We start from the raw sequence: 25,301 nt of genomic DNA, 5'->3' as shown, positions 1-25,301 counted from the left end.
AAAATCAAGGCACCCACAGGTGCCTGACTGTCAGAGGTGATAGCCTTTATTCTTATTTGCTTTTTTAATAGATTATTTCCCGGCAGCAATGCGTTCGCGAATGTGTTTCGCGCGGGCTTCTGATGACGGGTGATCATCAAACCAGCCGATGCTGCTTCCCTTATCCAGTTTTGCCAGCTTCTCGAAACTGGTTGCCAGACCTGTAGGATCAATACCGCGTTTTTTCAGCAAATCGAAAGAGTAATCGTCCGCTTCAGATTCCTGTTTCTGCGAGAACTGTGCGTTGACATATTTCTCACCCAGATCGGCCAGTTGTGATTGTGACAATGTGGCACTGACGCCGCCAAGGGAAGAAATCGCTGAACGTGCCGCCGTAGCGCTGTAGGCGACCTGCATGGCTTTGCGGGTGTGACCGAGTGCGACGTGGCCCATTTCATGGCCGAGAACGCCTTCGACTTCATTGTCGTTCATCATATCCATCAGGCCGCTGTAAACGCGGATACAGCCGTTCGCCATCGCCCAGGCATTGACGTCTTTGGTCAGGTAAACCTTATAGTTGGCCGGTGTGCCGTTGATATTATCGCCCAGCGCCGCCGAGATTTTTTTCAGGCGTTGCGCATATTCGCTGCTGTCAGGTGCTATCTGCGCCTTTTTATCCATTTCTTCACAGGACTGCACGCTCAGCGTTTTGACGTCGGCATCGCTCAGGGTATACGCCTGATAAGCCTGCGCGCCGGACTGCATTAAGGTATCGGTATTGACAGTCGCACAACCGCTGACCAGGGACGCCGTAAAAAGGCTTAACAGAAGAGGGTGAAATTTCATCAATTTGTGTTCCCAGAAAAAGTTAACAAAACAGAAAATGTAGCCTGAAAAAGGCTCTGGTTGTAAGGATAGCGTTAAGGTAGGTTTTTCGCAGTGCACGATCTATAGTGTAAGTCCGAAAAAATGCACTGATTTAAAAGCGGATTTTGTGAACTTAATCACGAGAGTGATTAGAGATTGCCGTTTTAATGCCGAGTCTGAGAAAATGACTTTCTTGACTGCTTTTTTAATCCGACCTGGAGTAGAACATGTCCTCTCGTAAAGAGCTTGCGAACGCTATTCGCGCACTTAGTATGGATGCCGTGCAGAAAGCGAATTCCGGCCACCCTGGTGCCCCTATGGGCATGGCAGACATTGCCGAAGTGCTGTGGCGCGATTACCTGAATCACAACCCGACAAACCCGCACTGGGCTGACCGTGACCGCTTCGTGCTGTCCAATGGTCATGGTTCTATGCTGATTTACAGCCTGCTGCACCTCACCGGCTATGACCTGCCGATGAGCGAACTGGCTAACTTCCGTCAGTTGCACTCTAAAACCCCGGGCCACCCGGAATACGGCTATACGCCTGGCGTTGAAACCACCACCGGTCCGCTGGGTCAGGGCATCGCGAACGCTGTCGGTTTTGCTATCGCAGAACGTACGCTGGCTGCACAGTTCAACAAACCAGGTCATGACATTGTCGATCACCAGACCTATGCGTTCCTGGGCGACGGCTGCATGATGGAAGGCATTTCTCACGAAGTGTGCTCTCTGGCCGGTACCATGAAACTCGGCAAACTGACCGCCTTTTATGATGACAACGGTATCTCCATCGACGGCCACGTAGAAGGCTGGTTCACCGATGACACTGCGGCACGTTTCGAAGCGTACGGCTGGCACGTTGTGCGTCACGTTGATGGTCATAATCCTGACTCTATCAAAGCGGCTATCGAAGAAGCGCACAAAGTTACCGACAAACCTTCCCTGCTGATGTGCAAAACCGTCATCGGTTTCGGTTCGCCGAACAAAGCCGGTACTCACGATGTACACGGTGCTGCACTGGGAGCAGCCGAAGTGGCCGCGACCCGCGAAGCGCTGGGCTGGAAATACGCTGCGTTTGAAATCCCGCAAGATATTTATGCACAGTGGGATGCGAAAGAAGCCGGTAAAGCGAAAGAAGCGGCATGGAACGATAAGTTTGATGCCTACGCGAAAGCGTATCCTGAACTGGCAAAAGAGTTCAAACGTCGTGTGAACGGCGAGCTGCCAGCAAACTGGGAAACCGAAGCACAGAAATTCATCGAACAGCTGCAGGCAAACCCTGCAAACATCGCCAGCCGTAAAGCGTCTCAGAATGCGCTGGAAGCGTTCGGTAAAGTGTTGCCGGAATTCCTCGGCGGCTCTGCTGACCTCGCACCAAGCAACCTGACCATGTGGTCTGGTTCTAAGTCTATCGGCGACGATCAGGCGGGTAACTACATCCATTACGGTGTGCGCGAATTCGGTATGACCGCGATAACCAATGGTATTGCACTGCACGGCGGTTTCCTGCCGTACTCTGCCACCTTCCTGATGTTCGTGGAATACGCCCGTAACGCGGTGCGTATGGCAGCACTGATGAAAATCCGCAACGTGTTCGTGTATACCCATGACTCCATCGGTCTGGGCGAAGACGGCCCGACGCACCAGCCGGTTGAGCAAATCGCCAGCCTGCGTGTTACGCCAAACATGAGCACCTGGCGTCCTGCGGATCAGGTTGAATCTGCTGTGGCATGGAAATACGCTATTGAGCGTAATGATGGCCCGGTTACCCTGATCTTCTCACGTCAGAACCTGACCCAGCAACCGCGTACGCCTGAACAACTGGCCAACGTGGCGCGTGGTGGTTACGTGCTGAAAGATTGCGACGGTACGCCGGAAGTGATCCTGATCGCCACCGGTTCTGAGGTCGGTATCACAGTAGAAGCGGCAGACAAACTGGCGGCTGCGGGCACCAAAGTGCGCGTGGTTTCTATGCCGTCTACCGATGCCTTCGACAAACAGGACGCGGCTTACCGTGAATCTGTCCTGCCGAAAGCGGTTTCTGCACGTGTTGCCGTCGAAGCCGGTATTGCTGATTACTGGTTCAAATACGTGGGCCTGAATGGCGCTATCGTCGGTATGCACAGCTTCGGCGAATCTGCTCCGGCAGATCTGCTGTTTAAAGAGTTCGGTTTCACGGTTGATAACGTTGTTGCTCAGGCACAGGCGTTACTGAAGTAATTCCGCTTTTTGAAACGTCTAAAAGCACCTTCGGGTGCTTTTTTTTCGACTGCGATTTCATGCGCCGGCTCTCAGTTTCGTACGAAATGACGCAGGTCAAACCGTTCTCATGCAGACTCGGCTACACTGCCTGCATTCTGAAAGTGTTTCATTCGGTCATTTTTTGCGAAAAATCACTGTCGAAAAGGTGACGAAAAAGTAAAATCACTGTGAATACACAGAATTGACTGGCGTTTTTTTCAGCGATCGGCGCGATTAATGCGGGGTTGTTCTACGAATTATTCCTTTTATTCATCGTTTGGTTTATTCTCAGCTGAACCGTTTCAGTCAGGCTATTTGAGCTTAACATCGTCACCAGGTTGTTATCGTGCCTGAAACTGAAACTTTTCTGCCGCACGCATTGTGCGGACAGATGATGATGGTGATTCACCGTAAACGCACGCTGCATTACTATAGGTGTTACTGAAATTGAGTAACAACCGTGTAACAGGGAGATGTATGCCAATACGTATTGCAATTAATGGCTTTGGTCGCATTGGCCGTAGCGTATTGCGCGCGTTATACGAATCCGGGCGTCGGGCGGAAATCTCCGTCATTGCCATCAATGAAATTGCCAGCCCTGAAGGCATGGCCCACCTGCTTAAATACGACTCCAGCCACGGGCGGTTTGCCTGGGATGTCCGCCAGGAAGGTGAAAACCTTTACGTCGGCGATGACTCCATCCGTTTACTTCATCAGTCTGATGCCAGCCAGTTGCCATGGGGCGAACTGAGCATTGACGTCGTGCTTGATTGCACCGGCGTTTATGGCAGCCGTGAAGACGGAGAAGCCCAGCTTGCGGCCGGTGCCAAAAAAATCCTGTTCGCGCATCCGGGCGGTCATAATCTTGACGCCACGGTGGTTTACGGTGTGAACCACGAGTTGCTCGAACGTCAGCACCGCATTGTGTCCAATGCGTCCTGTACCACCAACTGTATTATCCCTGTGATCAAACTGCTCGACGATGCCTTTGGCATTGAGTCCGGCACGGTAACGACCATCCATTCCTCGATGAATGACCAGCCGGTGATTGATGCATACCATGCAGATTTACGCCGTACGCGCGCCGCCAGCCAGTCCATTATCCCGGTCGATACCAAACTGGCCGCAGGGATCACGCGCATCATGCCCAAATTCTGCGATCGCTTTGAAGCGATCTCGGTGCGTGTGCCGACAATCAATGTCACAGCCATTGATCTGAGCGTATTTGTCGAGGGTTCTGTGACGGTAGGCGAGGTTAACCAACTGCTGCAAAAGGCTGCAACAGGTGCTTTTCGTGGTATTGTTGACTATACCGAACTACCATTAGTCTCGACAGATTTTAACCATGATCCCCATAGCGCCATCGTAGATGGAACGCAGACGCGGGTAAGTGGACAGCACCTGATTAAGACACTGGTCTGGTGCGATAACGAGTGGGGTTTTGCCAACAGAATGTTGGATACAACATTGGCAATGTCCGCTAGCGGTTTCTAGTACGGCTGTTCCGGTCTTCAGACCTGAATGGCCTTCAAGCAACTTTAAAGAGAATCAACGAGAGGATTCACCATGTCTGTTATTAAGATGAGCGATCTGGATTTAGCGGGTAAACGCGTACTAATCCGTGCCGATCTGAACGTGCCAGTTAAAGATGGCAAAGTAACGTCAGATGCACGTATCCGCGCTTCTTTACCAACCATCGAAATTGCCCTGAAACAAGGCGCACGCGTGATGGTTACCTCGCATCTGGGTCGTCCGACTGAAGGCGAATATAACGAAGAGTTTTCTCTGCTGCCGGTTGTTAATTACCTGAAAGAGCATCTGAAATCCCCGGTACGTCTGGCGAAAGATTACCTTGATGGTGTTGAAGTTGCCGAAGGCGAGCTGGTTGTTCTGGAAAACGTTCGCTTTAACAAAGGCGAAAAGAAAGACGACGAAACCCTGTCCAAAAAATATGCTGCCCTGTGTGACATCTATGTGATGGACGCATTTGGTACCGCGCACCGCGCGCAAGCTTCTACTCACGGCGTGGGCAAATTTGCGCCGATCGCCTGTGCCGGTCCGCTGCTGTCTGCAGAGCTGGAAGCACTGGGTAAAGCGCTGGGTAACCCGGCACGTCCGATGGTGGCTATCGTTGGCGGTTCTAAAGTTTCTACCAAACTGACCGTTCTGGATTCCCTGTCTAAAATCGCTGACCAGCTGATCGTTGGCGGTGGTATCGCGAACACCTTCGTGGCTGCTCAAGGCAACAACGTCGGTAAATCCCTGTACGAAGCAGACCTGGTCGGCACCGCAAGCAAATTGCTGGAAACCTGCGACATTCCTGTTCCTACTGATGTTCGCGTGGCGACTGAGTTCTCCGAAACCGCGACCGCCACTGTGAAGTCTGTTAAAGACATCAAAGATGACGAACAAATTCTCGACATGGGCGATGAGTCTGCATACCGTCTGGCTGAGATTATTAAAAACGCTAAAACCATTCTGTGGAATGGTCCTGTAGGCGTGTTCGAGTTCCCTAACTTCCGTAAAGGGACCGAAATTGTGGCGCAGGCTATTGCTGACAGCGATGCATTCTCTATCGCAGGCGGCGGCGACACACTGGCAGCTATCGACCTGTTCGGTATCGCTGACAAAATTTCCTATATCTCCACTGGCGGTGGCGCATTCCTGGAATTCGTTGAAGGGAAAGCACTGCCAGCGGTTGTGATGCTGGAAGAGCGTGCTAAGAAGTCATGAACCCTGAACGGGGAGCATAATGCTGTCCGTTCTTCTTTGCCGCGCGGGGGGCTGCACAGTGGAGCCCGCGCGACATAGCAAACCGATTCAATCCATCTACGGCCGACGAATACAGGACAAAGAACTATGTCTAAAATTTTTGATTTCGTAAAACCAGGCGTTATCACTGGTGATGATGTACAGAAAGTTTTCGCTATTGCTAAAGAAAACAAATTTGCTCTGCCAGCGGTTAACTGCGTAGGCACCGACTCCATCAACGCCGTTCTCGAAGCGGCTGCGAAAGTCCGTTCACCGGTTATCGTTCAGTTCTCTAACGGTGGCGCTGCGTTCATCGCAGGTAAAGGCCTGAAAACTGACGTGCCACAAGGCGCGGCAATCCTGGGTGCAATCTCTGGCGCACACCACGTGCATCAGATGGCAGAACATTACGGTGTGCCGGTTATCCTGCACACCGACCACTGTGCGAAAAAACTGCTGCCATGGATCGACGGTCTGCTGGACGCGGGTGAAGCGCACTACGCGAAAACCGGTAAACCACTGTTCTCTTCTCACATGATTGATCTGTCTGAAGAATCCCTGGAAGAAAACATCGAAATTTGCAGCAAGTACTTAGCGCGCATGGCAAAAATCGACATGACTCTGGAAATCGAACTGGGTTGCACCGGCGGTGAAGAAGATGGCGTAGACAACAGCCATATGGACGCATCTGCACTGTACACTCAACCGCAAGACGTTGATTATGCCTACGAAAAACTGAACGCCATCAGCCCGCGTTTCACTATCGCTGCGTCATTCGGTAACGTACACGGTGTTTACAAACCAGGTAACGTTAAACTGACTCCAACGATCCTGCGTGATTCTCAGGAATACGTGTGCAAGAAACACAACCTGCCACACAACAGCCTGAACTTCGTATTCCACGGCGGTTCCGGTTCAACTGCAGCAGAAATCAAAGAATCTGTAGGTTACGGTGTGATCAAAATGAACATCGATACCGACACCCAGTGGGCTAACTGGGACGGTATCCTGCAGTTCTACAAGAAAAACGAAGCTTACCTGCAAGGTCAGTTGGGTAACCCGGAAGGCGCGGACAAACCTAACAAGAAATTCTATGACCCGCGCGTATGGCTGCGTTCTGCCCAGTCTTCCATGGTGACTCGCCTGGAACTGGCATTCAAAGAACTGAACGCGATCGACGTACTGTAATTCTTATCCTTCCGGTGCTTGACCACCGGAATGTGAGGATCATCGTCAAAGGGGCTCCGGCCCCTTTTTTATTGCCTGCTTTCCGGCCACAATAGCCCGTTATCCGTGTTTCGCCAGAATCCCCAAGAGAGAGCTATGAAGCCAAAATCTGTCACCCTCGATGATGTTGCTCGCCACGCCGGTGTGTCTTATCAGACCGTTTCGCGTGTACTGAATCAGGCTGCGCACGTCTCGGTCAGAACGCGCAATAAAGTTGAACAGGCGATGGCGGCGCTCAATTACGTCCCGAACCGTGTCGCCCAGCAACTGGCGGGCAAACAAAGTTACACGCTGGGTCTGGCGACCACTGAACTGGCGCTGCATGCGCCGTCACAAATTGCCTCGGCGATGAAAACACGTGCGAACCAGTTAGGCTTCAACGTCGTGATTTCGATGATTGATAACCTGAGCCTTGCCGCGTGTCGTACAGCGGTGAATGAACTGATGTCGCAGCGTGTCGATGGCGTGCTGATTAACGTGCCGCTGTCGAATGAAGACGCAGACGCGATCGCACAGCTTTGCGGCAATTTACCGGCGCTGTTTCTGGATGTTGATCCGCAGGCCGATGTGTTTAAAATTCTGTTCGATCCTCACTGCGGGGCAGAGCAGGGCGTGGAGCATTTGCTGGCGCTCGGACATCAGCAGATCGCCGTACTGACCGGCCCGCTGGGATCCATCTCTGCGCGTCTGCGCTATGAAGGCTGGCTGAAAACGCTGGCGATGCATAATATTACGCCCTGTGCGGTTCAGCATGGCGACTGGAGTGCGGCGTCGGGTTATCAGCAGGCATTATTGTTGCTCAATCAGCCTGCACGGCTTACGGCTATTCTGGTGGCCAATGACCAGATGGCGCTGGGTGTCCTGCGCGCTGTCCATGAGTTTGGCCTGCGGGTGCCGGAACAAATCTCGGTGATAGGCTATGATGACACCGAAGACAGCGCCTTTTTCTTCCCGCCGCTGACCACCATCAAGCAGGATTTCCGCCTGCTCGGGCACGAGAGCATTAACCGGCTGGTTGAGCATCTGCATACGCATGGCGATCATCAGCAATCCTCGCTGTTACTGCCCACGTCCCTGGTGGAACGCCACACAACCGCCAGACCCGGCGAAGACAACGTGTCACAGGAAGCCTTGTCGCAGGAACTGATCCGCATCGCCCGCCAGCTCAGCGCGCTGTAACTCCCCTTTTCAGAACAGACTGACGCGGAATTTGTGATCCGCGTCCCTTTCCCGCATCCCGGTACTTTACTTACTCTCTCCCGTTACGCATGTTTATATGATTGTGAGCGCATAACAATTTACGGGGAGATATTATGACGTCATCAGCGGAAGATAAATTATCATCACTGGCCACTGTTCTGGCCCGCCGCGACTGGGAAAAACCGGCCTCGACGCAGTGCAACCGGTTACCCGCGCACCCGCCGTTCAACAGCTGGCGCGATGCAGAAGAAGCGAGAAGCAACAAGGCTTCAGAAAAATCCCGCAGCCTGAATGGCCAGTGGGCGTTCAGCTATTTTACCCGTCCTGAAGCCGTGCCGGAACAATGGCTGCAACAGGATCTGGCGGGTGCCGACTCTGTGCAGGTGCCATCAAACTGGCAACTGGCGGGTTATGACGCGCCGATTTACACCAACGTTCAATACCCGATCCCCGTCAATCCGCCGTTTGTACCGCAAGAAAATCCTACCGGTTGTTACTCGCTCACAGTTTCAGTGGATAATGACTGGCTGAGCAGCGGGCAGACGCGCATTGTGTTCAACGGCGTCAACTCTGCTTTCTATTTATGGTGTAACGGTCAGTGGATTGGGTATTCACAGGACAGCCGTTTACCGGCGGAATTCGATCTCAGTGGCGTACTGCACGCAGGCGAAAACCGTCTGGCGGTCATGGTGCTGCGCTGGAGCGACGGCAGCTATCTGGAGGATCAGGATATGTGGCGCATGAGCGGGATCTTCCGCGATGTCACGTTGCTGCATAAACCGGCGGAGCAGATTACCGACTTACAGGTACGCACGCATTTGTTTCATGGCTTCACGCAGGCCGAACTGGAAGTGCAGGTCAGCGCCGCCGTGCCGCAGGAAAACGCAGCGGATTACCAGATACGCGTCCAGTTGTGGCAGGGCGATAAACCGGTCGCAGAACATCAGCAACCGCTCGGCAGCGAAATCATTGATGAGCGCGGGTCGGCATATGACCGCACCACGCTGCGTTTGCCGGTCAGCCAGCCTGCGTTGTGGAGTGCGGAACAACCGGCGCTGTATCGTGCCGTCGTTTCCCTGATTTCTCCGCAGGGGCAGCTTATTGAAGCCGAAGCCTGCGATGTGGGCTTCCGGCAGGTGGAAATCAGCAACGGGTTGCTGAAAGTGAACGGCCAGCCGGTATTGATCCGTGGCACCAACCGTCACGAGCATCATCCCGAAAACGGTCAGGTGATGGATGAAGCCACCATGCGCCGGGACATCGTGCTGATGAAGCAACACAACTTCAACGCCGTGCGCTGCTCGCATTATCCCAACCATCCGCTATGGTACCGGCTTTGCGACGAATACGGTTTGTACGTGGTCGATGAAGCGAATATCGAAACCCACGGCATGCAGCCGATGAACCGTCTGTCTGACGATCCGGTGTGGTTCAACGCTTTCAGCGAACGCGTCACCCGCATGGTGCAGCGCGACCGCAACCATCCGTGCATCATCATCTGGTCACTGGGCAATGAGTCCGGCCATGGGGCGAATCACGATGCACTTTACCGCTGGATCAAATCTGTCGATCCGACCCGTCCGGTGCAGTACGAAGGCGGCGGCGCCAACAGCGCAGCCACCGACATTATCTGCCCGATGTATTCCCGTGTTGAGCAGGATCAGCCCTTCCCGGCCGTACCAAAATGGTCAATCAAAAAGTGGATCAGCATGCCGGACGAAACCCGTCCGCTGATCCTCTGTGAATACGCCCATGCGATGGGTAACAGCTTTGGCGGCTTCGATAAATACTGGAAAGCGTTCCGTCAGTTTCCGCGTTTACAGGGCGGTTTTGTCTGGGACTGGGTCGATCAGAGCCTGCTGCGTACCGGCGATGACGGCGATCGTTATATGGCCTACGGCGGTGATTTTGGCGATACGCCGAATGACCGTCAGTTCTGCATGAACGGTCTGGTATTTGCGGATCGCACGCCACATCCGTCGTTATTTGAGGCGCAACGCGCCCAGCAATTCTTCCAGTTCTCTCTGATCAGCACCTCACCGCTGATGCTGGAAGTTCAGAGTGAATATCTGTTCCGTCACAGCGACAATGAACAACTGATCTGGCGTATCGAACGTGACGGCGAGGTGATTTCGCAGGGCGAAGCCGCGCTGAATATTGCGCCAAACGGCAAGCAAACCCTGAATCTGGGCGATATCCCGCAGGCAGAAGGCGATCTGTGGCTGAACGTCGCCGTGCATCAGCCGCAGGCGACGGCCTGGTCAGACGCCGGTCACCGCAGTGCCTGGGATCAATGGCAACTGCCGCAGCCGCTGACCTTACCGGTGCCGGAGAAAATTTCCGCCGCCGCACCGGTTCTTGCGCAGCAAGATGATCTGATTTCTGTGGTGCATGGCGCACAGCGCTGGCAGTTCAGTCCGCAAAACGGATTGCTGGAGCAGTGGTTTGATGGCAAAAAGCCGCGTCTGCTTTCTGCATTGCGTGACCAGTTTGTCCGTGCGCCGGTGGATAACGATATCGGCGTCAGCGAAGTCACCCGTATTGATCCGAATGCGTGGGTTGAACGCTGGAAAGCGGCGGGTATGTACCAGCTGGAATCGCGTTTAGTTAACATCTCTGCCGATCAGTTACAGGACAGCGTGGTGATCACCACCACCCACGCATTCATGGCGGGGGAAGAAACGCGCCTGCTGAGCCGCAAAATTTTCCGCATCGATAATCAGGGCGAACTGCATATCAGCGCTGATGTTCGCGTGGCGTCAAACGTGCCGTCGCCGGGGCGAATTGGCCTGACCTGTCAGCTGGCAGACACCGCAGAAAATGTCAGCTGGCTGGGGCTGGGACCGCACGAAAACTATCCGGACCGCCGTCTGGCGGCGCAACACGGGCGCTGGACATTGCCGCTGACAGAGATGTACACGCCGTACGTTTTCCCGACCGAAAACGGCCTGCGCGGTGATACCCGTGAGCTGGATTACGCCGGATGGACGCTGCGTGGCAATTTCCACTTTGGCCTGAGCCGCTACAGCCTGCAACAGCTGATGGACACCAGCCATCGCCACTTATTGCGCGAAGAAGAGGGCACCTGGCTGAACATTGACGGCTTCCATATGGGCGTCGGCGGCGATGATTCGTGGAGTCCGAGCGTCAGCCCCGATTTCCTGCTGACGGCCGGTCAGTATCGTTATTCGTTCACCTGGAAACGTGCCTGACATCCCGCGCTGTGGCGTTAACCCGCCGCAGCGCAGTATTCAGACGTAAGGAATCTGCTTATGTATTACCTGAAAAATACTAACTTTTGGATGTTCGGGCTGTTCTTCTTCTTCTACTTTTTCATTATGGGAGCCTACTTTCCGTTCTTCCCGATCTGGCTGCATGACATCAATCAGATCAGCAAAAGTGACACCGGCATCATCTTCGCCAGCATTTCGTTGTTCTCTCTGTTGTTCCAGCCGGTGTTTGGTTTACTGGCCGATAAGCTGGGGCTGAAAAAGCATTTGTTGTGGATCATCACCGGTATGCTGATCCTGTTCGCGCCATTCTTTATCTATGTGTTTGGCCCGTTACTGAAAATAAATATTTACCTCGGTTCAGTAGTAGGCGGGATTTACCTGGGGCTGATTTACAACGCCGGTGCACCTGCGATTGAAGCCTATATCGAGAAAGTCAGCCGTCGCAGCAGCTTTGAATTTGGCCGGGCACGTATGTTCGGTTGTGTCGGCTGGGCGCTGTGTGCTTCGGTGGTCGGCATCATGTTTACCATTAACAATGAATTCGTATTCTGGCTCGGTTCCGGCTGTGCGGTGATCCTCGCTATCCTGCTGCTGATCGCCAAACCGGAAGTCACGTCCAGCGCACGTGTGGTCAATGAACTGGGGGCGAACAGCAAACCGTTCAATCTCAAACTGGCCGTCGAACTGCTGAAAGATAAAAAACTGTGGTTTCTGGCGCTGTACGTGATTGGCGTCTCCTGTACATACGACGTGTTTGACCAGCAGTTTGCCAACTTCTTTACCTCGTTCTTCACTTCATCTTCGGAAGGGACACGTGTCTTTGGCTATGTGACCACGATGGGCGAACTGCTGAACGCCTGCATCATGTTCTTCGCACCGCTGATTGTGAACCGGATTGGCGGCAAGAATGCGTTGCTGCTGGCCGGTGCCATCATGTCAGTACGTATCATCGGCTCGTCTTTCGCGTCATCGCCGCTGGAAGTGGTGGTGCTGAAAACCTTGCACATGTTTGAGGTGCCGTTCCTGATTGTCGGTTGTTTCAAGTACATTACGTCAGTGTTTGAAGTCCGTTTCTCGGCGACGATTTATCTGGTGACTTTCTGCTTCTTCAAACAGGTGGCGATCATCTTTATGTCGGTCTTCGCGGGCAATATGTATGACCGTATCGGTTTCCACGGCACCTATCTGATCCTCGGCTTAGTCGCGCTGACCTTTACGGTGATTTCTGCCTTTACGCTGAGCGGTCGCGGCCCCCTTCAGGCATTCAAAACCCCTGAACCGTTAAAAAACAGCCACGCAAATTCTTAATTTATCTGACGTCTTTGCTACGAAATTGGCACTTCATCCCATTGTTAGTTAACCTTACAGAACACTTGCTGCCTCGTTAAACGGGGCAGCTTTGGTTTCTTGCAGCCCGTGAGGGTGTAATTTTGGGGTACTTTAAATGGATGATTTGAACGTTGTGGGCAGCATCAATAATGCTGGCAACTGGTTGGTGAGAAACCAGGCGTTACTGCTTCATTACGCTGTAAATATTGTGGCAGCAATCTTCATTCTGATTGTGGGTATGATTATTGCCCGCGTCGTTTCCGGTGCCGTCAGCCGGGTCTTAAAAGTTCGTGGTATTGATATCACGGTTTCCGACTTCCTTTCTGCCATGGTGCGTTACGCGATTATCGCGTTCACCCTGATCGCGGTTCTGGGGCGGATTGGCGTGCAAACCACGTCCGTGATCGCCGTCATCGGTGCCGCTGGTCTGGCCGTCGGTCTGGCATTACAGGGTTCACTGTCCAACTTTGCGGCAGGCGTACTGCTGGTGATCTTCCGTCCGTTCCGTGCCGGTGAATATGTCGATCTCGGTGGCGTGGCCGGTACTGTCACTCAGGTACAAATTTTCTCCACCACCCTTCGGACGCCGGACAACAAAATCATTGTGGTGCCAAACGGCAAAATCATCGCCGGTAATATCATCAATAATTCACGCGAACCAACCAGCCGTATCGAGCTGACTGTTGGCGTGGGTTATGACTCTGACATCGATCTGGTGAAAACAATCCTGACCGACATCATCACTGCCGATCAGCGCGTTTTAAAAGATAAAGACGTCGTGGTTCGTCTGAACGAAATGGCAGCGTCGACACTGAATTTCATCGTGTACGCCTGGACCAGCAATGGTGATGCGCAGAACGTAAAATGGGATCTGCTGGAATCGTTCAAACGTGCGCTGGATAAAAACAATATCAATATTGCTTATCCGCAAATGGATGTTCACCTGTATCAGGTGGCGAATGCGGCGGGCAGCCAGCAAGAAGAACGACGCACTTTCGAATAATAAATCTCCCCCAGTTTTCAGATTTTCTCAGGCGCCTGCGGGCGCCTTTTTCACGCCTGTAATAGCGCGCTGTTGCTGATAAGCACATCTAATGAGCGATTAGAAATATCCATTTCCTCTTATGCCAGCAAAGCCCTTACACTGCGCGCAATCACTGTTATTCATTCTCTGAAGGAGTTCCCTATGCTGGCTATTTTCCTGCAAGGACTGGCGATGAGCGCCGCAATGATTTTGCCGATTGGTCCGCAAAATGCGTTTGTCATGAATCAGGGCATCCGCCGTCAGTATCATCTGATGATTGCTGGCTTGTGCGCACTGAGTGACATCGCGCTGATTTGCGGTGGCATCTTTGGCGGCAGCGCGTTGCTAAGCAAATCCCCGACGTTGCTGTTGCTGGTGAGCTGGGGCGGCGTAGCTTTTTTACTGTGGTATGGCTGGGGTGCATTTCGTACGGCATTCAGCAAAAATCCCGAGCTGGCTCAGGCCGAAGTGGCGAAGCAAAGCCGCTGGAAAATCGTCGTCAGCATGCTGGCGGTGACCTGGCTAAATCCGCACGTTTATCTCGATACTTTCGTGGTGCTCGGCAGTCTGGGCGGCAGTCTGAGCCCCGATGAACGTTCGTGGTTTGCGCTCGGCGCGGTCAGTGCGTCGGTGATGTGGTTCTTCGGGCTGGCCATTCTTGCCGCCATGCTTGCACCCTGGCTGAATACCGGCAAAGTACAGCGGGTAATTAATGTTATCGTCGGCGTGATCATGTGGGGAATTGCAATACAACTGGCGCGTCAGACCGGGGTATTTTAAGTTTTGTCACTAATCTTAGTTTCTGTTGTAACGGATTATGCTACGGTTTCGCAGATTGTTTGACCTATCTATTGCCAGATCTTTAATGATTAATGGAGGCACTGTGAAACTGAAAGCATTGGCTGTAGCAGCGATGTTGGGATTAGGGACATTACCGCTGGCGTTACAGGCGGCAGAATTGCCTGCCGGGCCGCACGTCGTGACGTCAGGTACCGCAAGCGTTGATGCTACGCCGGATATCGCGACGCTGGCGATCGAAGTCAGTGTGTCAGCGAACGACTCAGCCAGCGCCAAGAAGCAGGCTGATGAACGCGTGGCAGAGTACTTTGCTTTCCTGCAGAAAAACGGCATTGAGAAAAAAGATATCAATGCGGCGAACCTGCGGACTCAGCCGGAATACAACTATCTGAAAGACGGCACGTCACAGCTGAAAGGCTACCGTGCGGTGCGTCAGGTGCAGGTAACATTACGTCAGCTGGACAAACTGAACGAACTGCTGGATGGCGCACTGAAATCAGGCCTGAATGAAGTGCGTGCGGTTGAACTGGGTGTCGCCAATCCGGATAAATTCCGCGATGAAGCGCGTCAGAAAGCTATCGAAAACGCCACGCAGCAGGCAAAATCGCTGGCCGAAGGTTTCCATACCAAACTGGGGCCGGTTTACAGCATTCGTTATCACGTGGCTAACTACCAGCCGATGCCGGTTGCGCGTATGTATAAAACCGCTGAAGCCGCAGGGCAGAGCGATGTTGCGCAAACCTACGAGCAGCAAAGCATTCACTTCGACGATCAGGTTGATGTGGTGTTCGAATTGCAGCCTCAGGCTCCCGCACAATAACGCAGTAAAAATGAAAAAACCCGCTTCGGCGGGTTTTTTCATTTTAAATTAGTTATTATCGTTATTATTTTTTTTATTCATTGGTTTTTAAAATGGATAAATAAATAACAGCTCCTGCTATTATATTAATTATCTGAAAATAACATTCAGTATGGAAAGATGGTCTCTGCTGGGAAAATAATGTTGATTTAATAATGATGTTAAATCTCAATTATTTTGATCCAATGGACTGAATATGAATATGAACTTTAATAAGACGTTTCTGGCACTGGCGATAAGCATGGGCAGTTTTCCTGTTTGTGCCAGCGTTGCACCGTTAGTTTTTCATCAGCAAGACGATTCTATCAATAGCCTGTCCGGTTCACTCAAGGGACAGGTAAAGTTTGCTCAAACCCATACCATTGATCCTGCCAATAACAGTGTGCAGGAAATGCCCCGTCTGGTCAGTCTGCGTGACTCGTTATTTATGTTTATCCCGCATTCTGGCAGCACGGGAACGAAATACACCATACATATTAAAGATAAAAAGGGGGTTAGCCATGGTCCGTTTAGCCTGTCTCCGCCTTCCGCATTGCCAGCCAGTGACAAGGCAGACCTGGCTGACAGCAGACATCCCGACGTGGTGTATTCCGATAATGCCTACAGCGCGAAACTTTCCTGGGATCTGATCGAACCCGGAATGGAGATTTCAATTTCCGATGAAAATGGCAGCACTGGTCTGCTCATGGATATTGATGTAGGCGCTGAAAATGAGGTCATGATACAGAATATCCGTCTTGGAATGCTGACTGAACCCGCGAAAACCAATGAGCTGGAAGGCAATTCGATCTTAGCGGCAGATTATTTCCAGAAAATACCCGTGTCGCGACTGATTGTCGGAAATTACTCGCCGGTTCATCTGACCAAAGTGGTGCTGTCAGATGGCAAGATTTATGAATATCAAAGCGACACCACCGGGGATATGTACAGCGGTGATTTACGTGAGGATATCGCCAAGAACCTGATTTCCATGGGTATTGATAATGCTAACTTTGGCATCAATGATTCCGCGGGTTCAACACAATGGCAACCGGCCTGGTTTAATATCTATGCTGTGCATGAGGCATGTGGTTTTTATCAGAATGGCGTGGTCCAGCATGGCATGAGCGGCGGTAACGGCATGGCAACGCTGACCCAGACTACCGGCAATGAGTTAAGCCACGAACTCGGACATGCATACGGGTTAGGGCATTACCCTGGCGGCGGCATGTGGTCGACGCATAACCAGAATTCGGGCTGGGGCTGGGACAGTCTTAACAACCGTTTTATTGCGAACTTCTTCTGGGATAAAAGTGGGAATGCGGTTTCTGAAGGGGTTACCACCTTGCCATTTGCGGGTGTCTATCGCTTCAACACGGATGCGATGGCTGGTGGGGTAGCCAGTTCTCCTTATTCTGCCTATACGTTGTATACCGGATATTCCCAAAAACGTATTCAGGCCGGAATGGAAAATACCGGTGTCATTTCTGAGGCCGCTTCTTCTGGTTATCTGATGTGGGATGAAGATAAGCATGAAATGGTTGAACGTAATGATCCAACCCGACTTAAGCCGGTGAAATTTGGCGTTCCTGTGACGACGCTGGTTGGTTTTTACGATCCTGCTAAGGACGTGAAAGGCTATATTTACCCGCCGATGACCAGCAGCTATGGCTACGTCTATGAGCCACAGCCGGTGAAAGGGGGGCAATGCTGGGCGGAAGTGACCTTTGCCGACAATAACAAGCAACGTTATCCGCTGGCTGGGTCCCGACATAACACCGCGCGCATGAATAAATTCCATTTCAATGTTGAAACCGCGAGCAACCCGCAATTCGTCTCCGTGAATTGTCCGCAAGAAGATATGGATGCGGTCTACGATACCTGGAAAAATGACTACTTCGGCGTGGAAAGAATTAAGAACTGGAGTGCCGATAAAAACGGTGTTGCGGGAGATGTTTACCGCGACAGTGATGGCCGTTATTTCAAGCTTAAACATGCTGGTTATTGGTATTACCCTGCGGGAACACAAAGTAATAACGATTGGGAATATCTGACCAATGAGAAGGCGTTGAACGAGCTTTTCGAGGCAGAACTCGCCGGGCAAAGCTATGACAGTATGGGCGTTGACTTACTCGATCAGCGTACTATTGAACCCGCCACCGTTGAACCTGCGCCCGCTGTCGTCATCGGGAAATCAGAGGGTTTCACTCAGGTGCTGGAACAGACGATCCTGTTTGAACAAAATACTCAGCTAAAACCTCACAGCTATGCCACTGTTGAGGCTTTCGAAAAGGATGTTCGCGCCTCTTATGGGAAAAGCGACATTAAAACCTGGAGCTCAAAAGGTAAAGATAGCGGTATGCCGGGAGACTTGTACGTCTATGAAAACCCGTACACCAAAACCCGCGACTACTTCATTCTCAAGCAAAAGAACTACTGGTATTTCCCAACCACTCAGCAGTCTACCGAGGTTTGGGGGTATATAGGTTCATCGACGCAATATGTTCATAATGACGTTTCGCCGCTGTTTGCTCATACCAATAAAAATCTTACAACAGAAGATTTGTTGAAAAAATATTTCTCCCGCGAGGATATTTTTAGCTGGTCTCAGAGACAGAACACCACGCAAGACAGAGAAATATTCGTCTATCAGAACCCTGACAACGAAGATAAAGAGTACTTCCTTCAGCGCAATAAGAAATCCGGGCATTATTTCCCAACCAATAAAAAATCCAATGAAGACTGGTATTATATTGGTGATCAAAAAACGCTCGAAGCGATGAAGCAACTCTCACAGGCAGATCTGGAGCAACAGTTATTGTCATGGTATGGAAAAACTGAATTCCAGATATGGCATAGTAACGCGACCAATAACACGATCGGTGACTTATATAAAAATGCAAATAAGGGAACGCAGGATTACTTCATGCTGAAAACGCCAACCTATTGGTATTTCCCGACTAATCTCGCATCAAATAGCGAATGGGAATATTTAGGCAGTTATTAACTTTTCCCACATAATGAAAAAACCCGCTTCGGCGGGTTTTTGTTTTCTGCCTTTTGTAACGCTGGCTATGCGTTTTTATCCGCTGAAAATGTCACGTCTTTCTGTGCTTCCAGCACCCGCATTCTTTCTGTCAGCGCCTGGCTGATTGAGGCATAAGCGGTACTGCCCAGCGCCAGACGCAATGGCGGGTTCACCTCATCGGTCGCGGTGATCATTGCCCGGACAGTATTTACTGCGTCACCTTTAATGGCGAAATCACCGGATGCTATCGCCCGACGTACATCACCGGCGGGTGTTTTTTCATAGCACGGTAATAGGATTGCATGATCCAGCCCGGCACCAAATTCTGTGCTGGTCGGGCCGGGTTCCACGATCAGGAAATCAATGCCAAACGGTGCCACTTCCTGCGCAACCGATTCGACAAACCCTTCAATCCCCCATTTGGTCGCATGATAAAGGCTGAAGTTGGGATAAGCGATCTGTCCGCCTTCCGATGAAACCTGCACAATCCGGCCACCGCCTTGTGCGCGCAGGTGCGGTAAAACGGCGCGGATAAGCTGGATCGAACCCACCAGATTAGTGGCGATCTGCCTGTCGATTTGCCCGTCACTAATTTCTTCGCCTGCGCCGAACAGGCCATAACCGGCATTGCTGACCACGACATCAATACGTCCCATCTTAGCGAATGCCCCGGCAACGGCTGCTCTGATTGCCGGCGTATCTGTGACGTCGAGCGTGATGCGATGCAACTGATCGCCATAGATCGCCTGTAAGTCGTCGAGCGCACCCGGCTTGCGTAAGGTGGCGATCACCCGGTCACCGCGTTCAAGTAGTTGTTCAGTGAGCAGGCGTCCAAGGCCGGTCGATGTGCCGGTAATAAACCATGTCTTTGCCATTATCAAATACCTCTGTTGCAGAAGTTGCCAGACATTCAGGGTAGGGCAATACTACTGTTGCGTTAATACCCAATAACCCGCATGAACAGGTGAATATTATCCACCAATGAGCAAACCATTATTGAGCAAACCGACCCTGGCAGAACTCAGGGCCTTTATGGCCGTTGCCGAACACCGCAGTTTCCGCCGTGCCGCCGATCTTTTGGGCATTACCCGATCCTCGCTCAGCCACATTATGCGCGGGCTTGATGCTGCGCTGGAAGACGTGGCGGGCGAGCCGGGGCGGCTGACGGGCGAATTGCGTATCAACGGCAGCGAAGGCGCTATCCGCTTGTTGTTACGAGAGATTGTGCCGCAATTCATGGCGCGTTATCCCGGTGTGGCGCTGGATCTGGTGGCGGAAGGAAAGCTGGTGGATATTGTCGGGGAAGGGTTTGACGCAGGGATCCGGCTGGGAGAAGCGGTTCCGCGGGATATGATCGCCGTGCGGCTCAGCCCCGACATGCGCTTTCTGGCCGTGGCTTCGCCGGATTATCTTGCGGCGCATACCGCCCCTGAAACGCCGGATGATCTCGCCCGTCATCAGTGTCTGCGCCAGCGCCTGCCTGGCGGAAAACGCTATCGCTGGGAGTTTCACCAACGCGGACAGGAAGTGGCGATGGACGTGCCGGGAAGTCTGACACTGGATAATACGCAACTGATGGTGGAGGCTGCACAGAACGGGCTGGGGATCGCGTATGTTCCTGAAGATTATGCGCAGGCTGCGCTGAAAGAAGGGCGGCTAATCGCGGTACTGGAAGACTGGTGCCCGCCGATCCCCGGTTTATTTCTTTACTTCTCGGGCAACCGGCATGTGCCCGCGAGCCTGCGGGCATTGATCGAGATGGTCCGGGAGAAAAGTGGTTAAACGCCGCTTCTTACGCCGGATAATTCTATCAGTCCTGACGTAACACCTGATGTCCGTGGGCGATCAGTGCATCGGTGACCTTACGCATCATGCGGCTTTCCGGCGCAAAACGGTGCCAGTAAAGCATACGACGCTGGAACAGGCCTGGCGTCAGGTCGATCAGCTCGCCGCTTTCCAGTTCTTTCTCAATCTGTAAATGCGGGATCATGCAGCAGGTGGTGCCCTGACGGGCCAGTTGTACGAAGGCTTCTGACGAGTTAACGATATGGCACGGCACGCTGCCCGGCGATAAATCGAAGTTCTGTTGCAGGAAAGCCTGATGCATATCGTCAAGATGGTCAAACGCCACCGCAGGGGCTTTCAGCAAGGCGGAGCGGGTAACGCCGTTCGGGAAATAGCGATCAGCAAAAGGTTTGGAACCCACAAACAAATAGTCCAGTGCACCTAGCTGATCCACCAGACAGCTCGGCAGCGGCTGCGGCTGAATACTCACCGCGCCCACCACTTCGCCGCGTCGCAAGCGTTCCTGCGTACGGGTTTCATCTTCCACCTGTAAATTCAGGCGGATAGGGGAATCCACCAGCACCGATTTCAGCGCCGGTAACAGCCAGGTTGCCAGACTGTCGGCGTTAACCGCCAGTGAAAGCAACAGCGGCGTATCGTTGCTTTCGTTGTTGCTGTCACTGCCCAGCCACTCTTCTTCCAGTAATTCCACCTGATGTAACAGGGCCAGCAATTTCTGTCCCTGTTCAGTCGGACGAGGTGGAACGGTTCGTACCAGAAGCGGCTGGCCGAACAAATTTTCCAGTTGCTTGATGCGCTGAGAGACCGCCGATTGTGTGATGCAAAGCTTTTGTGCTGCGCGCTCAAAACCGCGCTCACGGATCACCGCGTCCAGTGCCTGCAGCGTTCTATAGTCCGGGCGTTTCATCGGAGTTCTGTCCCTTAGATTCAATGTTATCCAGACACTATGCCACAGATTGTCAGGTTTTGTGGTGAGGAAAATCGGGGTGTTTGCAACGCAATTGCACTTAATAAGTGTGATCTGGCCGCGCTCCTGGCTGCCCAATCTGCCAGCACATGCTTTATAATACCGACACTCTTCGTTTCACCGAACTATTCACGCCACTTACGTGTTATCAGACAGAGAAGCCATTATGACGCAGGAAGAATTGAAAAAAGCAGTCGGCTGGGCCGCGCTGGATTACGTCACACCGGGCACCATTGTCGGTGTCGGCACCGGATCCACCGCCGCGCATTTCATCGATGCACTGGGCTCTATCAAAGGCCAGATTGAAGGCGCAGTTTCCAGCTCCGACGCCTCCACCGCAAAACTGAAAAGCTTAGGCATTCATGTTTTCGACAGCAACGAAGTGGATTCGCTGGATGTGTATGTTGACGGCGCAGATGAAATCAACAGTTCAATGCAAATGATCAAAGGCGGCGGTGCGGCGCTGACCCGTGAAAAAATCATTGCCGCGATCGCCAAAAAATTCATTTGCATTGTGGATGCCTCCAAACAGGTGGATGTGCTGGGTAAATTCCCGCTGCCGGTTGAAGTGATCCCAATGGCACGCTCCTACGTGGCGCGTGAACTGGTGAAACTCGGCGGCCTGCCGGAATACCGTCAGAATGTGCTGACAGACAACGGTAACGTAATTCTGGATGTGCACAACCTGAACATTCTGGATGCTGTCGCGATGGAAAATAAGATCAACAGTATTGCCGGTGTGGTGACTGTCGGCCTGTTCGCCAACCGGGGGGCTGATGTGGCGCTGGTCGGGACTTCCGAAGGTGTCAAAACCGTCAAACTGAAGTAATCAGCTTATAAGCAGAAGATCTGGCTGTTTTTGCCCAAAGCAGCCAGTCTGCGCCTCGTCATCCCGCCGTCATAACGCAATGTTATGAAGATGATAATTTTCTGGCTGAATCATCTTTTCTTCAAAAGCTTTAATTTGGTGACTTATGTCACATTCTGATGTTTATCCTCCTGAACGTCTGGCACAGTAAAATCTAACCAGCATGAAATGCTAAAAACCAACAGGCGCGCTGAGCCTTCTGCTGTGGGGCAGGCAATCGTTTGTATTGATGCTGGCGGATTTTTTGTTATGTTGGCTGTGAGCAGTCACCTTGCAGTTTGAATTCAGCCAGAAAATATAGGGTCGGGAAATGGCAAAAGTATCACTTGAGAAAGACAAGATTAAATTTTTGTTAGTGGAAGGCGTCCACCAAAGTGCGGTTGATACACTCCGTGCTGCGGGTTACACCAATATTGAATTTCACAAAGGTGCTTTAGACACGCAATCGCTGAAAGAATCGATCCGTGATGCGCACTTTGTTGGACTCCGATCGCGTACTCAGCTGACTGAAGAAGTGTTCCAGGCGGCAGAAAAACTGGTGGCTGTTGGGTGTTTCTGTATCGGCACCAATCAGGTGGATCTGAAAGCTGCGACCCGTCGCGGTATTCCGGTCTTTAACGCACCGTTCTCCAACACCCGTTCAGTTGCGGAAATGGTGCTGGGTGAAATGTTGCTGATGATGCGCGGCATTCCTGAAGCGAATGCGAAAGCGCACCGTGGTATCTGGAACAAGCTGGCGGTCGGTTCATTCGAAGCGCGGGGCAAGCGTCTGGGCATTATCGGTTACGGCCACATTGGTACGCAACTGGGGATCCTGGCGGAAAGCCTGGGGATGCGCGTCTTCTATTACGATATCGAAAGCAAATTGCCATTGGGTAATGCGCAGCCGATTGCCACGCTGGAAGAATTGCTCAACACCAGCGACGTGGTCACCTTGCATGTGCCGGAAACAGCAGGGACTAAAGACATGATCTCCGAGCGGCAACTGGCACAGATGAAGCCGGGTGCGCTGTTAATCAACGCCTCACGCGGCACCGTGATCGACATTCCTGCTTTGTGCAATGCGCTGCGCAGCAAACATCTTTCCGGTGCAGCCATCGACGTCTTCCCGGAAGAACCGGCAACCAACAGTGATCCGTTCAATTCTCCGCTGTGTGAATTCGACAACGTATTGCTGACGCCGCACATCGGCGGTTCAACGATGGAAGCGCAGGAAGGTATCGGCCTCGAAGTGGCGGGCAAACTGGCGAAATACTCTGATAATGGTTCAACCCTGTCAGCGGTCAACTTCCCGGAAGCCTCTCTGCCAGCACACACCGAGAAAGCCAGCCGTCTGCTGCATATCCACGAAAACCGCCCTGGCGTGCTGACCAGCATCAACCAGATTTTCGCGGAACAAGGCATCAACATTGCGGCGCAATATCTGCAAACCAGCCCGGAAATCGGTTATGTAGTGATTGATGCGGAAACGGATACAGCGACGCTTAACACCGCGCTGCAACTGATGAAGGCGATTCCGGGTACCATTCGCGCCCGTTTGCTTTACTGATAAGCCGTTCTGAAACAGACAAATACCCGCCGCCGAAAGGCGGTTTTTTGTTTTTATGGCATCGGGGAGGTAAAAAATGTCTGAAGATGGAAGAAAGGGGAATCAAAACGTCAGAAGTAAAAGGACAGGGTAATCAGACCGCAGAGGATCATGGATGAAAAGGTGATTTCGAACAGGTAGCGGCGCAGCATCATCTGTCAGTACCTCAGGCCAGAAAACGGAGAAAAAAACACCCGGCGAACCGGGTGTTAAATTTTTCAGTCTTGATAAGGGTGAACAGGTTCGTTCACAAAGACTTCTTAGTGACTTCTTATGCTGCAGGAGTCGCTTTTGCTGCCGGAGCCGCTTTCTTAGCATGTTTTACGTGTTTCTTAGCAGCTTGCGCTTTCTGAGCAACAGGAGCCGCTTTCTTAGCGTGTTTTACGTGTTTCTTAGCAGCTTGCGCTTTCTGAGCAACAGGAGCCGCTTTCTTAGCATGTTTTACGTGTTTTTTAGCAGCCTGCGCTTTCTGAGCAACTGGCGCCTTTTTGGCAGCTTTTTTATGTTTCTTGGCAGCTTGCGCTTTCTGAACCGGTTTCTTGTGTGCTTTATGCTTTGTAGCATGAGCCGGGGCTGCGGTGGTTGTGGTAGCAGCAGGCGCCGGGGTTGCTGTAGTTTCAGCAGCGAAAGCGACAGAAGACAGGCCCATTGCAGCGGCTACAACCAGAGCTAATACTTTTTTCATGTTTAATTCCTCAGAGAGTCTTGGTTTATGTGTCCACCCCACTGCGGGGCCGATGTGGGAATAATAGGCGCGACAAACCCTGTTGTCCGTGAGTGTTTGGTTTCGGCGTGTAACGGTATGTATAAGATCAAATTGTTATTTATTTCAACGAGTTAGGTGTTTTCAACAAAGAAGGGAGTGCGCCGGTTCCTTGCTTAGTTACAACATACTGATGAGGTGTGCTTTCTGTTTATGACTGTCACTCAAGTTACAGGGAATTTATATTGTCTGGCATCACCAGACCCACACTTTTCCAGGTGTGATGACTTCAGGTAAAGGGACATCCCAGTGTTCCACCGGCAAAGCATCGACATGCTGACAATCGTGCGCCAACCCTATCGGATACGGGCCGCCTTGTTTCCAGCGCTCGAGTGTGCGGTCATAAAAGCCGCCACCCATACCTAAACGTTGCCCCGCGCTGTCGAAGGCGACCAGTGGCGTCAGGATAATGTCCAGTTGCGCCAGCGGAATAACCTGGGTGACATCCAGTTGTGGCTCAAGGATTTTAAGACGATTGCACACCAGAGGCGTTTCAGGCGTATAACGCAGAAAAAGCAAATTGCCGGGGGCGAAAGGGTGCAGCACCGGCAGGCAAAGTTGTTTGCCTTCGTTCCACAAACGGGTGATCAACGGTGTGGTATCCAGTTCACCATCAAAGGACAGAAACAGGGAAACTGTCGTGGCGGGCATAATCTTGGGGTGTGTTGCGACGCGTTCTGCAGCCTGCAGCGCAAAATGAGTTTGCTGCTCAGCGGTCAGCATATTTCTGCGTTGGCGTATTTCACTGCGGATGGTTTGTCGGACTGAAGCAAACAGCGGTGTGTAGGGCAT

Annotated in this window: 20 protein-coding genes; 14 read left to right on the top strand and 6 right to left on the bottom strand. The window is 52.1% G+C overall.

The window, feature by feature from the left end; all coding sequences use genetic code 11:
- Positions 1-72: 72 nt before the first annotated feature.
- Positions 73-825 carry a metalloprotease LoiP gene (gene loiP, locus RAHAQ2_RS17365; RefSeq protein WP_015698473.1) on the bottom strand — a complete coding sequence of 251 codons (753 nt, stop codon included), beginning with the start codon at positions 823-825 and terminating at the stop codon, positions 73-75.
- A 248-nt stretch (positions 826-1,073) separates the two neighbouring features.
- Between loiP and tkt the strand changes: the two genes are divergently transcribed.
- From tkt to RAHAQ2_RS17310, 11 genes are all read left to right on the top strand, one after another.
- Positions 1,074-3,068, top strand: coding sequence for a transketolase (gene tkt / locus RAHAQ2_RS17360; protein ID WP_015698472.1), 1,995 nt, complete (start codon positions 1,074-1,076; stop codon positions 3,066-3,068).
- Positions 3,069-3,566: 498 nt separating this feature from the next.
- Positions 3,567-4,583 carry an erythrose-4-phosphate dehydrogenase gene (epd, locus tag RAHAQ2_RS17355; protein WP_015698471.1) on the top strand — a complete coding sequence of 339 codons (1,017 nt, stop codon included), beginning with the start codon at positions 3,567-3,569 and terminating at the stop codon, positions 4,581-4,583.
- Between the two features lie 72 nt (positions 4,584-4,655).
- Positions 4,656-5,822: a phosphoglycerate kinase gene (gene pgk / locus RAHAQ2_RS17350; RefSeq protein ID WP_015698470.1), complete on the top strand. Its 1,167-nt coding sequence runs from the start codon at positions 4,656-4,658 to the stop codon at positions 5,820-5,822.
- A 126-nt stretch (positions 5,823-5,948) separates the two neighbouring features.
- Complete coding sequence (gene fbaA, locus RAHAQ2_RS17345) at positions 5,949-7,028, top strand: class II fructose-bisphosphate aldolase (protein WP_013576802.1); 1,080 nt, start codon at positions 5,949-5,951, stop codon at positions 7,026-7,028.
- Between the two features lie 135 nt (positions 7,029-7,163).
- Positions 7,164-8,246, top strand: coding sequence for a LacI family DNA-binding transcriptional regulator (locus tag RAHAQ2_RS17340; RefSeq protein ID WP_015698469.1), 1,083 nt, complete (start codon positions 7,164-7,166; stop codon positions 8,244-8,246).
- Positions 8,247-8,380: 134 nt separating this feature from the next.
- Positions 8,381-11,479, top strand: a complete 3,099-nt coding sequence (locus tag RAHAQ2_RS17335) for a beta-galactosidase (RefSeq protein ID WP_015698468.1) — start codon at positions 8,381-8,383, stop codon at positions 11,477-11,479.
- A gap of 60 nt (positions 11,480-11,539) precedes the next feature.
- Positions 11,540-12,808: an MFS transporter gene (locus RAHAQ2_RS17330; protein ID WP_015698467.1), complete on the top strand. Its 1,269-nt coding sequence runs from the start codon at positions 11,540-11,542 to the stop codon at positions 12,806-12,808.
- A 136-nt stretch (positions 12,809-12,944) separates the two neighbouring features.
- On the top strand, positions 12,945-13,832 hold the full coding sequence (gene mscS / locus RAHAQ2_RS17325) for a small-conductance mechanosensitive channel MscS (protein ID WP_015698466.1): 888 nt from the start codon (positions 12,945-12,947) through the stop codon (positions 13,830-13,832).
- 183 nt (positions 13,833-14,015) lie between these two features.
- On the top strand, positions 14,016-14,633 hold the full coding sequence (gene argO, locus RAHAQ2_RS17320; protein ID WP_015698465.1) for an arginine exporter ArgO: 618 nt from the start codon (positions 14,016-14,018) through the stop codon (positions 14,631-14,633).
- Positions 14,634-14,736: 103 nt separating this feature from the next.
- On the top strand, positions 14,737-15,471 hold the full coding sequence (locus RAHAQ2_RS17315) for an oxidative stress defense protein (protein ID WP_015698464.1): 735 nt from the start codon (positions 14,737-14,739) through the stop codon (positions 15,469-15,471).
- A gap of 235 nt (positions 15,472-15,706) precedes the next feature.
- Positions 15,707-18,496 carry a M66 family metalloprotease gene (locus RAHAQ2_RS17310; RefSeq protein WP_015698463.1) on the top strand — a complete coding sequence of 930 codons (2,790 nt, stop codon included), beginning with the start codon at positions 15,707-15,709 and terminating at the stop codon, positions 18,494-18,496.
- 65 nt (positions 18,497-18,561) lie between these two features.
- On the opposite strand, the gene RAHAQ2_RS17305 is transcribed toward RAHAQ2_RS17310, so the two are convergent.
- Positions 18,562-19,392 carry an SDR family oxidoreductase gene (locus RAHAQ2_RS17305; protein ID WP_015698462.1) on the bottom strand — a complete coding sequence of 277 codons (831 nt, stop codon included), beginning with the start codon at positions 19,390-19,392 and terminating at the stop codon, positions 18,562-18,564.
- A gap of 106 nt (positions 19,393-19,498) precedes the next feature.
- On the opposite strand from RAHAQ2_RS17305, the gene RAHAQ2_RS17300 reads away from it, so the two are divergent.
- Positions 19,499-20,299, top strand: coding sequence for a LysR family transcriptional regulator (locus RAHAQ2_RS17300; RefSeq protein ID WP_037040222.1), 801 nt, complete (start codon positions 19,499-19,501; stop codon positions 20,297-20,299).
- A 28-nt stretch (positions 20,300-20,327) separates the two neighbouring features.
- On the opposite strand, the gene RAHAQ2_RS17295 is transcribed toward RAHAQ2_RS17300, so the two are convergent.
- Complete coding sequence (locus tag RAHAQ2_RS17295) at positions 20,328-21,230, bottom strand: LysR family transcriptional regulator ArgP (RefSeq protein ID WP_013576793.1); 903 nt, start codon at positions 21,228-21,230, stop codon at positions 20,328-20,330.
- A 226-nt stretch (positions 21,231-21,456) separates the two neighbouring features.
- Between RAHAQ2_RS17295 and rpiA the strand changes: the two genes are divergently transcribed.
- Both rpiA and serA read left to right on the top strand, forming a co-directional pair.
- Entirely contained in the window at positions 21,457-22,119 is a 663-nt protein-coding gene (rpiA, locus tag RAHAQ2_RS17290; protein ID WP_015698460.1) for a ribose-5-phosphate isomerase RpiA, read from the top strand.
- Positions 22,120-22,468: 349 nt separating this feature from the next.
- Entirely contained in the window at positions 22,469-23,707 is a 1,239-nt protein-coding gene (gene serA / locus RAHAQ2_RS17285; RefSeq protein ID WP_015698459.1) for a phosphoglycerate dehydrogenase, read from the top strand.
- A gap of 110 nt (positions 23,708-23,817) precedes the next feature.
- On the opposite strand, the gene ydgU is transcribed toward serA, so the two are convergent.
- The 3 genes from ydgU to RAHAQ2_RS17275 form a co-directional block, all read right to left on the bottom strand.
- On the bottom strand, positions 23,818-23,898 hold the full coding sequence (gene ydgU / locus RAHAQ2_RS26310) for a small membrane protein YdgU (RefSeq protein ID WP_455769640.1): 81 nt from the start codon (positions 23,896-23,898) through the stop codon (positions 23,818-23,820).
- Between the two features lie 119 nt (positions 23,899-24,017).
- Positions 24,018-24,431 carry an acid resistance repetitive basic protein Asr gene (asr, locus tag RAHAQ2_RS17280; protein WP_015698458.1) on the bottom strand — a complete coding sequence of 138 codons (414 nt, stop codon included), beginning with the start codon at positions 24,429-24,431 and terminating at the stop codon, positions 24,018-24,020.
- 273 nt (positions 24,432-24,704) lie between these two features.
- Positions 24,705-25,301, bottom strand: a complete 597-nt coding sequence (locus tag RAHAQ2_RS17275; protein WP_015698457.1) for a 5-formyltetrahydrofolate cyclo-ligase — start codon at positions 25,299-25,301, stop codon at positions 24,705-24,707.

The sequence above is a fragment of the Rahnella aquatilis CIP 78.65 = ATCC 33071 genome, assembly GCF_000241955.1.
Classification (GTDB): Bacteria; Pseudomonadota; Gammaproteobacteria; order Enterobacterales; family Enterobacteriaceae; genus Rahnella; species Rahnella aquatilis.
The sequence above is the reverse complement of the archived record's forward strand: the minus strand, read 5'-3'. Positions and strand labels throughout refer to the sequence as shown.